This window comes from Rhizobium sp. 22-785-1 (assembly GCF_053521965.1).
In genome coordinates, this window is record NZ_JBNWDI010000003.1 from 321,740 (window position 1) to 334,661 (window position 12,922).

Here is a 12,922-nt window from a genome sequence, read left to right on the forward strand (position 1 = left end):
GGAGGAGGAGTGTTGCCATTCCAGCAAATGCCCTTTGGGAGGAGGATAAGGACATTCGCGTATCGAAGCTCTGCGGGAGGAGGTGCATCGCTTCGATGACCAATGTATATTCCGGCCCTTCCCTGAGATAAATGCCGTTTATCGCAAGAGAGGTATGCATAGTTGCATACCTTAACCGGGATAGACGATATTGCCGGGCGAATATTGATGCGAAAATGGGCAATCTGGAATCAGCCTTCATGTACTCTTGAGAGAGTAGACCAACAGCGGCGAGAAACGACAAAACGATCACGCTCGATATTGATGCTCAGGCTTTAGAAAGGTCACTCCTTTGGCAAACACCGGACAGACCGTAGCAGGTGAGTTTCACCTCTATGTGGATGGCTCCTATGACCCTACCACGGGAAGAGGCGGATGGGGGGTGCTCGTTGTGCGCGACAATGCCGAGGTTACCCGCCATTACGGCAGTTTGATATGTGCCGACAGCAGCAAGCCCGAACTCGCCGCGTTACTCGAGGCTGCCCGCTGGCTAGAGCAGAACGCTGCAGGGGAGGTCGCGATCATCTGGTCGGATTCCGTCTATGCCGTCAATGGTTGCAACAGATGGCGCCACATTTGGAGAACGAACCGGTGGAGAAAGCGGGCGCCGAACGGCAGCGGCCGGAGCAGGAATGTCGCCAATATGGAGATCTGGAAATTGATCGACCTGCACCTCTTAAAAAGCGAAATGATCAGCGTCCAATGGTGCAAGGGGCACGTAGGACTGGAATGGAACGAAAGCGCCGACGACTTGGCCAGACGGGCGCTCTCCCTGCCCTCCGTTTCGGTCAGCTCGTGACCGCTAAAACTTAGCTGTGAGGAATACGCGTTTAATGTGAAGAACAGTCGTTGCGTTCGGCTAAGGGTTAAAATCGGGGAACTGTAACGCCAAAATCGGGTTTGGGCTTCATACCTAGCAACGGAGCACATAGATGACCGCCGATATTCGCCGTCCCACGCCACCCTACCCGGAACAGAAGCAGACACCGCCCGGCACGACGCATCAGATGGACCCCAAGCCTGACCACGGGGAAGAATCCTACAGGGGCAGCGGCCTGCTGGAGGGTAAGGTCGCTCTCATAACCGGTGCGGATTCGGGCATCGGAAAAGCCGTCGCCATCGCCTTCGCTCGTGAGGGCGCCGATCTTGTGATTTCCTATCTCGACGAAGAAGAGGATGCACGCGACACGGTGAAGTGGATCGAGGACGCGGGCCGTAAAGTGATAGCGATCGCTGGCGACATCACCTCCGAAGAACATTGCAAGTCGCTGGTGCAGCGCACAGTGAATGAATTCGGCAAAATAGATGTTTTGGTCAACAATGCCGCATTTCAACGCACCTATGCGGATATTGGCGATATCGATGCCGCCGAATGGGATGAAACTTTCAAGACCAACATTTACGCCCCATTCTACCTCTCGAAAGCAGCCGTAACTCACATGAAGGCAGGAAGCTCGATCATCAATACGGCGTCCATTCAATCGAAACAGCCCTCGCCGCACCTTTTAGCCTATGCCTCAACCAAGGGCGCGCTCCTGAACTTTACCGCTGGACTGGCGGGAATGGTTGCCGAGAAAGGCATTCGCGTCAATGCGGTAGCCCCAGGCCCCATTTGGACGCCCCTCATTCCTTCGACCATGGGAGCAGAAAAGACCAAATCGTTCGGCGAACAGACCTTGATCGGGCGGGCGGGACAACCTGCAGAGCTGGCGGGTGCGTATGTTCTGCTTGCGTCCGAGCGCAGCAGTTACATGACCGCAGCCGTCATTCCCGTGACGGGCGGCGAGATCATGATGTGAATTGCACCAGCACGAATAAGATCAATCTTGACGGAGAACCGACATGTCCAACCAAAACTCCACGTCGCCCGCTGTTTCGTCGCTTCACGACGAGCAGGCGAAACAACGCTCGGACGATGGGCAACTTCAGCAGGGACTGGAGGACACATTTCCCGCATCCGATCCCGTTTCCCATACGATGACGACGACCGCAACGCCGACCATCACGTCTGAGAATACGGACGACATGGAAGACACACCCAAGGTTGACGAAGCGCTTGCTGCGGTACGAGCACGCTCCCACACCCCGATGACAGAGGATACGAGGCAAGAGATCAAGGCTTTACGGTCGGAACTGGGACGAATAACGGGCTCTGCGCAAGAGGCGGTTTCGGCATCAGGCAGGATTGCTGGACGGGAGATCCGCTCGGTCAGACAGACGATTGCCGATCAGGTTCGCGAGCACCCGCTGTCTGCCCTCGGATTGGCTGCACTGGCGGGATATGTCTGGGGAATGACACGATAGGTCAATAAAGCGCACCGAACGGTAGGTGCGACAAGCCAGCCCGTCCACAACGAAATGAAGGGTATATGACAGTCATACCCTTCATGACATGCGCCTGTCATGGAGGCGTTATAGTTGCGATATGGACAGGAACGCCGGGTCGATGAACCGGAGGTTGGAGCTGGTTGCAAATGGATATCATCCTGGCCGCAGTGGCGATTGCGCTCATATTCGTGCATTTGGTGAGTATTGCTCTGACGGCTTTTCGTATCCGGCTAGATGAAGCTCCGGCGGTGCCGCAAACCAGCCGACCACCCGTATCGCTCGTCATCCCACTGCGCGGCATAGAGAATTTCACGGCTCTGACAATTCCGAGTGCCTTTCGTCTCGATTGGCCGGATTACGAAATTCTTTTCTGCGTCGCGGATCCCTTGGACCCGGTCATTCCCCAAGTCAAATCCAATATCGCCCTCTTCCCTCACATCAGAGCAAGAATACTCATCGGCGATGACAGGATCAGCGCCAATCCCAAGCTCAACAATTGTGTGAAAGGCTGGCGGGCTGCCAGCCACGAGTGGGTCATTCTGGCAGATTCAAACGTGCTGATGCCGCAGCACTACATATCGACACTCATGGCGGCATGGCGCAGTGATAGTGGGCTTGTTTGCTCTCCGCCACGTGGATCGCGTCCGGAAGACATATGGTCCGAGCTCGAATGCACCTTCCTCAATACTTTTCAGTGCCGTTATCAATATGCAGCAGAAACTTTGGGACAGGGCTTCGCACAGGGTAAGACGATGCTCTGGAACAAGCCGCTGCTAGATTCGCTTGGCGGCATTGAAGCCTTGGGCGCGGAGATCGCGGAAGACGCGGCGGCAACCAAACTCGTTCGTGCGAGCGGCCGAAAAGTTCATCTCGTTCCCTCTCCCTTCGAACAGCCGCTCGGCAAGCGGAGCTTTGAGGACATATGGTCTAGACAAACACGTTGGGCGAGGCTGCGTCGCGTGACCTTCCCGCATTTCTTCGCCCCGGAAATTCTCGTCGGCGCCCTTCCTGCGCTTTGTCTGGCGCTGGCATCAGGCTTCCTGGCAGATGCAGATGCCACGACATTGCTTGCCGTTGCGATTGCCGTTCCGAGCATCATGTACCTGCCGGAACTGGCCCTCGCAAAGGCAAAAGGCTGGCACGTTTCCTGGGCCAGCCTTCCAGCCATGATAATGCGTGACGCCCTTCTGCCGATCATCTGGGCAAAAAGCTGGATGGGGTCGTCCGTGTCTTGGCGCGGCAACATGATGACAGTGGGAACTCAGGAAAGCACACTCGGCTAGACCACACTGGTTAAGCAAAACTGGAAGCGGCAGTTGAGCATAGAGCCATCACGCCTCTGGCTCGGTTTGCATTTCCACGAGTTGAGCCAGTTCCTCGCCTGTGATCAATATGTCATGGCCGCCGCGATGGATGTGAAGTTCTGTACGCGTGGGGCGAAACATGTTGTTGCGCAGAAAGACCAGAGCAGCATCGAGAGAGTCGAACATTTGGCGATGCGCGACCTCGAAGCGCTGCCACAGAACGACCGTCGTGTGACTGTCACCAAACCTGCATCGTGCCTCTTGCGCATCGAAAACCACCCCAGTCCTCCTCGAGGTTGCTATTGTGAAGCAACGCCTCAACGCGCCTATCGTTCAACTGCTACAGGACGTTTTGATTCGAGACAGCCTTCAAGGTCGCGAACATAGGCTTCGTCAACGGCGCTTCAGGACGGAGAGATAGAGCGCTGCGGTTTGCTCGCAAATCGTGCGCCAATTGTACCGCGACATGATCTTGCTACCGGTGTCCTGCGCCTCAGCCGGTTTCGGCGAGGACTCTTGCCGTTCCAGAAGTTTTACGCGCATAGCTCGTGACAGAGCGGATACGTCGCCAAGCGGAAAGTAGGAAGACGGATCCAACTCGAGAGCGACATTTGCTTCGATATCGCTTGCCAACACTGGAAGGCCATATGCCATAGCCTCAAGTAGCGCGATAGGCATGCCCTCATGGCTCGACGGCAGGACGAAAAGGCCTGCATTGGCGAAAAGACCGGCGAGTTGAGCACCCGATTGTGAGCCCGTCAAAACGATGTTTGGATTAGCCTTGGTGCGCGAGCGTAACATCTCAGCATAGCCACTTCGCGCGTCACCACCACCCACCAGAACAAGCTTCGTGTCAGGCAGATCAGCACTCAAGAACGCGTCGATCAGATCTGTCTGACGCTTTTCCGCCACAAGACGTGCCACAAGCAGAACGTAGCGACCTTTGGTCAAGTCGAACGTCTCTAGAATGCCGTTATCAACCGCACTGAGATCGACCTGAACCCCGTTCGGAATGAACTTGACGTCTCTTTTAAACTTGGCCTGCATGGCGTCGGCTATATGTCTGGCAATAACGATACGCCCCTGCGCAAAGCGCATGCCTGCCCATTCCCCAAGTCGCAGGATTTTCTTATCGACCGCGTTCCACTTTTCCCGATCGTAGTCGTAGCCGTGGTGGGTAAAAACCACATTCAACCCCATCAGACGTGCCAAGGGCGCCACGAGGGAAGGGCCGACAGCGTGAATATGGACGATATCGGGCTTGAGCAGTCTGGCCTTAAAAAGCGCAAAAAGCGTGTGAACGATTGCTTCCAGCCGCATATTGTTCGGCGCCCAGCCGGGATGAACGGTAATGCCACGCCAAAGATATGGTATCTTGCCGGCCACATAATTCTCTCGAGCGAAAACGTGAACTTCCGCTCCCTTATCGACTAATCCTGGAGCGAGTTGCTCGACATGCGTTTCAATACCGCCGGGCACACCCGGCACGCCGCGCAATCCGATAATACAGATACGAACGCCTTCCAGAGTGCAAAACTCGGCCACGGATGTCGTCTTAGCAGACAACGACGCATCCGGCATAAGCTTGTTGGCACCGACGTCGTTCATGACGCTCTTCCTCCCGGGCATCCTACCCTTTACTCAGCTACGCTTGTACCAACAGTTTCAAGCGCCCTCTCCGCGCCCAGGCATGCAATCATTCATCGATCTAAACTTAGTTATCGCTAAAATTCGCTTGTGCCAAGCGGGTTTGAATTCGGATATTACTCCGATTATATTGATAAAATGCTTCCATCAGCGTCGCGTTTGCCTCGTCGGACATCCCTCACGGGATCTGTCGGTCTTGAAACGCCAAGTTCACGATAAAGGTCGAGCGTTCTGTCGAAGAATGCCTGACGCGAAAAATCCTGCTCAACCCAAGCGCGACCGTGCGCGCCCATCTGCTTGCGTTCTGCGGCCGACAGTGCATCCATTTGCGCCAGCACACGAGCCAAGTCGTCGGGATCGCCAGACCTTGCAATGAGGCCTGTATGGTCAGGCTGAATCAGTTCCGGAATCCCGCCGATATCCGTTCCAATGACAGGGCGGCCAAGAGCGTAGGCTTCCAGAAGACTGACAGGCGCATTTTCGTACCATTCCGAAGGCAGAACAAGCGCCTTGGCGCCCGCCACGGTCTCATGCAGTGCTGTCCCCGAGAGATAGCCCAGAAACTGCACATCGGCCCCTTCCTCTCGCGCCAGCGCCTGAAGCGATGCCTGTTCCGGACCGGTGCCGGCGACGAGCAGGCGCTTTTTCGCGCGCGCCACCGCACGAATGAGGGTAGCCACACCTTTTTCAGGCGCAAGACGTCCGGCAAAAAGGAAATAGTCGCCTTCGTCGGCCTGAAGGCGCTGTTTGCTGATCGCATGCTCAACGAAGTTGGGAATGTAGACCAGTTTTTCGCTTGGCCAGCCCCACTCCATCAGCTTGTTTCTGTAAAACCGGCTCGGCACGACGAGCCTGTCTATGTGATCACGATAGAGCCGCAGCGCTCGATGAACTGCCGTTTCGACCATCACGAGCCCGCTGAGTGCCACCGAGCCCTTCATGCATCGATGGAGCAGCACGTTATGGATGCGCCCACCTTTACATCTTTCGCAAACACCATCAGGTGCCAGCATCTTGTAGGAGGGACAGGCAAGCTTGAGGTCGTGCACCGTCATCACGGTCGGGATCCCGCGCTGTTTCAGAAGTGGAAAGATCGCAGGCGAGATGTGGTGATAGACATTATGGGCGTGAGCCACGTCCGGCCGAACCCGATCGATCAGTGCGCTGAGGCTGCGTCGAGCCTTGCGAGAATAGATGACCTCGATCCCATGACCTATTTTCGTCAGTATACCGCCCTGATGACCAAATTCGATTTCAGGAACGAAATAAGACGACCATTCCGTCGGCAGGTTGTTCGGATGCTGCATCGAAAAGGGTACGGCTTGCCACCCGGCGCGGGCGAACATGTCCATTTGGTCAAGAAAGATCGCATCCGCGCCACCGCGGCGATAGTGATAATTGTTGATTGCCAGAAGCCTGCCGTTCATTCTTTCTCCCTAGCCCCAAACATGTTCGAGAGCATCACGCACCGGAAGCACGAGGCAATTGCTCGACACCGCGTATCTCACCAATGTGGAAAAGGTCGAAGGCGTGCATCCATAGGGTGTCGGCGTATCGCTGACATCGTGGGTGAAAAAGATGAGCCAGCCCGGATTCTTCACGACCTCATCGATCTGCCGAACCAGTGCCAGAGCGTCCTGTTCCGGTTGGCGGATTTCCATTCCCCATAGAAAGCCGCGATTGACCGTGCCCCGATTGATGCGATCGCCGCCGCCGCGCGCCGTCTGATATCGATCGGCGATGAGTTGCCGATGCCGTAGCGATCCTTGATTATAGGGATAAGCAAAGTTCCGTTTCTTCACCGGGCGCTCAAAGGTGTCGAGCAAGGCGCCGTTGCGATCGAGATTTTCACGTAAGGCGCGTCCTGACAGGGTATGTACGATCTCATGCCCAAAGGTGTGACAACCAAGCTCATGACCCGCCTCAGCAAGCTCGTGGCAGCCTTGGACTGAGATCATATTCCGATCCGGCTCCACCTGATTGAGCAGCCCTCCTGCTATATAAAACGTACCGCGAACACCATATTCCTCAAGGATCCGCGCACCCGCACTCAATGCCGTACAGGGAACATCGTCGAAGGTGAAAGACACGACGGGACGGCGGCAGGTGACAGTCATTGTCGAGGCCGGCAAAGCGCGTACTGCCCTTTCGGCCAAGCGATCGCGCAAATAATTGAGTTTACAGCTGGCCTTGGATAGAAACGCCACGGCTTCCCTCCCTGGCTGCGACGTGTTCTTTTACGAGACTCATCCTCGACTGCAGAACCAATCCGAAAATGGAGATGAGGAAAGCGAAGAACACTGCACTTCCGTTCTGGAAGAAAACAGCCTCCAAGCAGGCGGAGTAAAGCACGCAAAGCCATGTGCGCTGAAACAAGCGAGTCAATGCGGGATCGTTCGACGGTGTTCGGTCAAGGCAGGCTATGGCGCGCATCGGCACCAGGATAACGAGAGCAAGCGCCAGCAACAGCCCTGGAATGCCGGTCGTCAGCAGCGTATCAACGTAAGCATTATGTCCGTTGAACGCTCTGACTGCCCAGTTTTCCAAGGCGGCAGGGCTATGCATCATGTTGGGCGTCTGCCAGAAACCTTGAAAGCCGTAGCCAAAGATCGGCGAACGGGCGATGCCATCGAACGCGACTTTCCATATGTCCGATCGGTTTGTGAAGGTCGGATCGATCCCGAGAGATGCTACGAGGTCACGGAAGTCCGGAAAGAGCGTCGCACCAAGGATCAGCGTGTTAAAGGCTACGATGCCACCGACCGCGATAAACCATCGGGTCCAGCGAAATTTCTCGAATATCCATTGTAGAACGAGGATCATCGGCAACATTGCCGTCGACGATTTTCCGCCCGTGTGAATGAGAAAGAACACGGAGAGGAAGGTTATGGCAATCCCGCTCTTTTTCCAGCCCGCACTGCGGAAGTAGAGTCCGCAAAAGGTGAGTTGCAGTGTCACCGCCGCGGCGAGATTCTTATGCGGGTAATGTCCTCTCCAGTAACCGGCGTTCATTGGCTCAAGCACTTCGGTCGCCTGGTGGATCGACAAACGGGGTAGAAAGAGAACGCCGAAATAGGCAACTCCAAGCGCGATGGACGTTCCATATAGCAGCAGACGCGTGAACTGCTCCTCCGAACGGGGAAGAAGCAGGAACATGCCAGCGTTGAAGAAGGTCATGGTCGCGAGGATCGTTCGTTTTATCCCATCGACTGGATAGTCCGACAGAGCGGAGGAGATGAAAAACCAAGATAGAAGCGCGATGATCAGAAGTCTTGGACGACAGATCTGCGCCCGCAGGGGATGAGTCACGGCGACATAGATCGTCAGCGACGTGATCAGCAGGAACGTAATCTGGTTGACGACATTGGAACCGGTCGACCCATCCAGGCCGGCAGCCTGCAATTGCACGAGGTCGATAAACGGATTCGTGGTGATCCAGAAGAACAGGAATACGGCCATGAAGATCGCGACCCTGATCTTTTCATGCTGAGCATTCACCTGCACTGCCGGGACCGTCGTTACCTGCATCACACGATCCGATCGAACCGCCAGTCGTTTCGCCTCAGCTCGATGACGGTGCGGCCCGAGATCACGAAGAATGCACCCAGCAGAAGCCCGGCGATCAGGCCGCCGATTGCCAGCAGCGATGTCGGAGGCGGAAAGCTACGCCTTTCAGGCGGCACCGGTTCGGTCACTATGCGAAGATTGGAGACATTGAGCTGTTCCTGCTCTCCCGTTTCGCCCGCACGCTTCAGGAACGTATCGTAGAGTGCGGCCTTTGCTTCGGCATTTCTCTGCAAATCCTGCAACTGAACTTGCGCCGCATCGTCGTTCGATACCCGGCCCTGAGCGTTATTGATCTGGGTACGAAGAGAATCGACAGCACTCTGGGCCTGGTCCATTTCGATCTTGACGCTCTGCAACACGCGTTCTGTCTCCCGCGCGATTTCGGTTCTGAGAGTCGCAAGCTGCGCGCGTGAAGCGGCGAGCTTGGGATAGCGTTCCCCATAGGTCAGCGCCAACTCGTCATATTGCTGTTTGAGAACCGAATATTGCGAGCGCAGCGTGTCGAGGAGCGGCGAAGATAGAGAATTGGCACCGGCAGCACCATTTGCAGAGGTTTGACTGAGCTTTTTGTAACGGGCCTTAAGGTCCTGCAATCTGGAATTGGCATCGTTCAACTGGGTGTTCAGCTGAGACAGACTTTGAACGTTAACGGAACCTGCGCTGCCAAGATCGAGAAGATTGTTTTTCTGCCGGAACTCCACGACCGCACTGGCGGCCTGTGTCGCGGCATCTCTCAGCTCTTCAAGACGCGTTGCGAGCGCAGTGCTTGCGCTCTTGGCAAAATCGCTGCGCGCCGCCTCAAGTTCCTGTTTGAAGGAGTCGGTGAGTGCTGCCAATATTTTGACCGAGCGCTCCGGATCGCGTGTCCAGAGACTGATGTTGATGAGGTAGGTTCCACCTTCACGGCCGACCTTGATGCGCTTGTCGAGAATTCTCATCGCCGTCAGGGTCTGATCCCCCGGCGGCTGCGGCTTGGACAGGCCGAGCGCCTGCATCAGATTGAAACCGCCTTCGAGCGAAGGATTGAACTCTGGAAGCTGCTGCAACTGCTCGCGCTCGACAGTTTGTCTGAGAACATTACCTGAGTTGAGTAGCAGAATTTTGCTGGAGATGTCGAGGATTTGGGCTTCACTCTGAATGGCAGGAGCCGTCAATTCGTTCGGAAGGACCTGGCCAGAAGGTGGCGGCAGCAGGATATCCATCGAAGCCGTATAGCGCGGTTTGGTGAGGACGCCAAAGGCAATGCCCCCCACAGCGCCGATGATACCGAAGAGCAGAATGATGAAGAGCCCGCGACGCAGCCAAAGAAAGACGTTGCCGGGAGTAATGATCGGACCTGAGGATGCAGCCGGCCGGATATCGACGTTTGGGCGCGGCGAAGGCTCCGGCTTTGGGCGCTCGACACGCTTTTGCGTTGGATACTCGTACATGCGCGACTGGCCTCTGTGTCAATCGAAACGAAACATTTTCAGCTTATAGCTCCCATAAACCACACAGACCGCTGAGAAATGGTTTACGCCCTTCCTCTTTCTCGGCAGGGAATGAAACATGGCAAGAAACGCACCCGGAAATACATCCAGATTGCTTGGAATGCTCTTGTCCTATAGCGCATCCTCGGCAAGTCTTCTGATTGCTAACGCCGCGCAGCTCATCACGTTTGCGATACTGGCCCGCACATTCGGTGCCGAAGAGTTCGGTCGTTATGTGTCATTTATTGCCATTACCAGCATCGCCGTTCATCTCTGCGGGATGGGCGCATCGGAATCTCTTGTCCGTCGTGTGCCGCAAGATCCATCCTGCTTCCCGCGTATCTTCGGCCACAGCATCATACTCAGCGCGGTCAGTGGAGCCGTATTGGTCTCGCTCGGAGTGCTCGTGCTGCCGCACTTCATGCGTTTTGGAGAAACGTCGGGTGCGAATATCTGGATAACCTTTCAGTTGCTTTTGACGAACATCGTCCTGGTGCGCCTGATCATGCTGGGCGAAACGATCTTCCTGGCCCACCGCAGAAACGGCGCAGCCAATGCTTCCATCATGGGCTTTGCGCTTATCCGCACACTGACAGCAGCGCTCGCCTGCCTCGCGTTCAAAGTCGATACGGTCGAGAGCTGGGCAACATGGCAGATGATTTCATATGCGCTGACGCTCGTGCTTTATGGTTCGATCGCCTTCCGCATCGCGCGCCCGGACTACAGGCTGGAACGTCCCGAAATCCGCCTCGGGGTTCTCTTCGCCACTCCGTTCATTTTCCGCGCCTTTCGCCAGAATGTCGACCTTCTGGTTCTCGGCTTCGTGGCCGGTCCCGAAATGGTAGGCAGTTACGGCGTCGCCAGGCGTATCACCGATAGCAGCTATATGGCGGTCGATGCGCTCAACCGGCTCATTTACCCTCACCTTGCCGTGGCCAGCGTCAACGGTATCCATCATGCCTTCAAGCTGACGATGCGTATCCTGGCAATAGCGATCGCTCTCGGACTGGCCGCAGCGCTGTTTATATTCTTCTCCGCCTCTTTTATGCCGCTGATCTTCGGAGCGGAATATGTATCCCTGCCGACGTTTCTTCGGATTTTGGCGCCTCTGATCCTGTTCATCGCAATCTGGTCGGTTGCAGTCGACCTTCTCGGAGCGGCCGGCGAACACGGAGCCCGCGCCTGGGTCTTGAACCTCGCAAACGGCGTCGGCGCACTCGTTATCGGCGTGGCAGCATGGATTTGGCCACCCTACGGAATTTTCATTTCGGCATATATTATCGAATTTAGCATCGTGATCGCTTCATGGCTCGTGGTTAGAGCCTTCGTCGCCCGTTCTATCGCAGCAAGCAAAGAGGTTCAAACATGACGACAAAAGCCACTTCGAAGCTTCGGCCCGCAGAACTTGCTGATATTCCCCAGATGAGCGCGCTTTTCAGCTCGGTGTTTCGGCCCAATTCTCAGCCGAAAACGAAAGCGCTTGAAGCCCATCTGTCTCACATCCTGTTCTCGCACCCCAATTACACACCCGAGAACGGCAGCCTCGTCTCCGCCGATGAGACAGGAACATTGAAGACAGTTTTGAACATTATACCGCTCACCTATCGTGTCGGTGAGGAAATCGTTATCTCAAGGCTCGCCTGCGGCTTCACGACTTCCCCCGATGCTAACCCACGGGCAGCAGCGGCCGTGTTTTTGAGCGCGCGCCCAAAGGCGGACAATATCCTCTTCACAGACAGCGGCGCCCCCATCGCCGTGGCCCACTTCAAGGCAATCGGAGGGATAGAGCTGCAGGTGCAAGCGCTGCGCTGGTACAAAATGTTCAAACCCGTACCGGCGCTGATCAGCTTTCTCAGAATGAAATTGTTCGACCGCTTTCCGCGCTTCATCAGCCGTGGCCAGCTTCCTGATAACACCCTTGCGAAAGATGTGAAGACCCCAGACGGACACAGTGTGGTGGAGGCAACTCCCGCTGTCTTTGCCGACTACGCCAACCGCTATCTGGCACGCTATGTTGTCGCCCCCGTGTATGACGAAACCTACGTGTCTTGGGCAGTCAGTGCCTCCGCTGGAGAGGACGGACGGGGCAGGCTGATGCTGGCACAGGTCCAGGATAAAAACGGCAACATAGTCGGCGTCTTCTCATTTGTGGGCGAAATGGGCGGCTCAGCGCAGATACTCGATCTTCTTTACGCAGACAGCGCTCAGGATGCCGTTGTCGATGCCGCCTTGCTGGCCTTGCAGCAATCGGGCTTTACCTATGCCTGCTCGCAGGCAAGACCCGAAATGATCCGCTCCCTCTCCCGCTACCGCCGCATCTGGTACCGCTACTTCACCGGCATCTCCGCGACCTGCCGCTCTGCGTTGTTCAAGGATGCTATGGTAAGTGGCCAAGCTTATTTTGGTGGGCTTGGCGGTGAAGGTTGGACACGTCTGACGCGCGATTTCTACTAAACCGCCTTGAAGCATATCGTTCTCGCAAAGGCATGAAGGGCGTATCTGGACGATCGCGATCCGCTTCAGCCTTTGCGGATTAAAAACTCCGAGCGCACGGGCTTTTCTAAAGAT

General features: G+C 55.9%; 12 protein-coding genes. 6 read left to right on the forward strand and 6 right to left on the reverse strand.

The annotated features are described in order from the left end of the window. Positions 1-331: 331 nt before the first annotated feature. The 4 genes from ACQZ5M_RS09095 (at position 332) to ACQZ5M_RS09110 (ending at position 3,650) form a co-directional block, all read left to right on the forward strand. Entirely contained in the window at positions 332-838 is a 507-nt protein-coding gene (locus ACQZ5M_RS09095) for an RNase H family protein (protein WP_449079534.1), read from the forward strand. 133 nt (positions 839-971) lie between these two features. Continuing rightward, positions 972-1,838: an SDR family oxidoreductase gene (locus tag ACQZ5M_RS09100; RefSeq protein ID WP_449079535.1), complete on the forward strand. Its 867-nt coding sequence runs from the start codon at positions 972-974 to the stop codon at positions 1,836-1,838. 43 nt (positions 1,839-1,881) lie between these two features. Beyond that, positions 1,882-2,343, forward strand: coding sequence for a hypothetical protein (locus ACQZ5M_RS09105; protein WP_449079536.1), 462 nt, complete (start codon positions 1,882-1,884; stop codon positions 2,341-2,343). Between the two features lie 170 nt (positions 2,344-2,513). Then, a complete protein-coding gene (locus ACQZ5M_RS09110) occupies positions 2,514-3,650 on the forward strand; it encodes a ceramide glucosyltransferase (RefSeq protein ID WP_449079537.1) in 1,137 nt (378 codons plus the stop codon). A 48-nt stretch (positions 3,651-3,698) separates the two neighbouring features. On the opposite strand, the gene ACQZ5M_RS09115 is transcribed toward ACQZ5M_RS09110, so the two are convergent. The 6 genes from ACQZ5M_RS09115 to ACQZ5M_RS09140 all read right to left on the reverse strand — a co-directional run bounded on the left by ACQZ5M_RS09115 (position 3,699) and on the right by ACQZ5M_RS09140 (position 10,315). Then, positions 3,699-3,950 carry a hypothetical protein gene (locus ACQZ5M_RS09115; RefSeq protein ID WP_296017421.1) on the reverse strand — a complete coding sequence of 84 codons (252 nt, stop codon included), beginning with the start codon at positions 3,948-3,950 and terminating at the stop codon, positions 3,699-3,701. A 114-nt stretch (positions 3,951-4,064) separates the two neighbouring features. Next, positions 4,065-5,279, reverse strand: a complete 1,215-nt coding sequence (locus tag ACQZ5M_RS09120; protein WP_296106485.1) for a glycosyltransferase family 4 protein — start codon at positions 5,277-5,279, stop codon at positions 4,065-4,067. Between the two features lie 164 nt (positions 5,280-5,443). Next, positions 5,444-6,745: a glycosyltransferase family 4 protein gene (locus ACQZ5M_RS09125; protein WP_449079538.1), complete on the reverse strand. Its 1,302-nt coding sequence runs from the start codon at positions 6,743-6,745 to the stop codon at positions 5,444-5,446. Between the two features lie 9 nt (positions 6,746-6,754). Then, positions 6,755-7,435: a polysaccharide deacetylase family protein gene (locus ACQZ5M_RS09130; protein WP_449079539.1), complete on the reverse strand. Its 681-nt coding sequence runs from the start codon at positions 7,433-7,435 to the stop codon at positions 6,755-6,757. A 61-nt stretch (positions 7,436-7,496) separates the two neighbouring features. Beyond that, entirely contained in the window at positions 7,497-8,846 is a 1,350-nt protein-coding gene (locus ACQZ5M_RS09135; protein WP_449079540.1) for an O-antigen ligase family protein, read from the reverse strand. Next, entirely contained in the window at positions 8,846-10,315 is a 1,470-nt protein-coding gene (locus tag ACQZ5M_RS09140) for a GumC family protein (RefSeq protein WP_449079541.1), read from the reverse strand. The genes ACQZ5M_RS09135 and ACQZ5M_RS09140 overlap by 1 nt, the downstream gene beginning before the upstream one ends. A gap of 118 nt (positions 10,316-10,433) precedes the next feature. Here ACQZ5M_RS09140 and ACQZ5M_RS09145 point away from each other — a divergent pair, with 118 nt between their 5' ends. Both ACQZ5M_RS09145 and ACQZ5M_RS09150 read left to right on the forward strand, forming a co-directional pair. After that, complete coding sequence (locus ACQZ5M_RS09145; protein ID WP_296080534.1) at positions 10,434-11,723, forward strand: lipopolysaccharide biosynthesis protein; 1,290 nt, start codon at positions 10,434-10,436, stop codon at positions 11,721-11,723. Next, positions 11,720-12,808, forward strand: a complete 1,089-nt coding sequence (locus ACQZ5M_RS09150; RefSeq protein ID WP_449079542.1) for a hypothetical protein — start codon at positions 11,720-11,722, stop codon at positions 12,806-12,808. The genes ACQZ5M_RS09145 and ACQZ5M_RS09150 overlap by 4 nt, the downstream gene beginning before the upstream one ends. Positions 12,809-12,922: the final 114 nt, after the last annotated feature.

What these genes read in the sequence shown, in the direction of transcription:
- ACQZ5M_RS09100 (WP_449079535.1), top strand. Translation starts at nt 972, where the DNA reads ATGACCGCCGATATTCGCCGTCCCACGCCACCCTACCCGGAACAGAAG.
- ACQZ5M_RS09105 (WP_449079536.1), top strand. Translation starts at nt 1,882, where the DNA reads ATGTCCAACCAAAACTCCACGTCGCCCGCTGTTTCGTCGCTTCACGAC.
- ACQZ5M_RS09110 (WP_449079537.1), top strand. Translation starts at nt 2,514, where the DNA reads ATGGATATCATCCTGGCCGCAGTGGCGATTGCGCTCATATTCGTGCAT.
- ACQZ5M_RS09120 (WP_296106485.1), bottom strand. Translation starts at nt 5,279, where the DNA reads ATGAACGACGTCGGTGCCAACAAGCTTATGCCGGATGCGTCGTTGTCT.
- ACQZ5M_RS09125 (WP_449079538.1), bottom strand. Translation starts at nt 6,745, where the DNA reads ATGAACGGCAGGCTTCTGGCAATCAACAATTATCACTATCGCCGCGGT.
- ACQZ5M_RS09130 (WP_449079539.1), bottom strand. Translation starts at nt 7,435, where the DNA reads ATGACTGTCACCTGCCGCCGTCCCGTCGTGTCTTTCACCTTCGACGAT.
- ACQZ5M_RS09135 (WP_449079540.1), bottom strand. Translation starts at nt 8,846, where the DNA reads ATGCAGGTAACGACGGTCCCGGCAGTGCAGGTGAATGCTCAGCATGAA.
- ACQZ5M_RS09140 (WP_449079541.1), bottom strand. Translation starts at nt 10,315, where the DNA reads ATGTACGAGTATCCAACGCAAAAGCGTGTCGAGCGCCCAAAGCCGGAG.
- ACQZ5M_RS09145 (WP_296080534.1), top strand. Translation starts at nt 10,434, where the DNA reads ATGGCAAGAAACGCACCCGGAAATACATCCAGATTGCTTGGAATGCTC.
- ACQZ5M_RS09150 (WP_449079542.1), top strand. Translation starts at nt 11,720, where the DNA reads ATGACGACAAAAGCCACTTCGAAGCTTCGGCCCGCAGAACTTGCTGAT.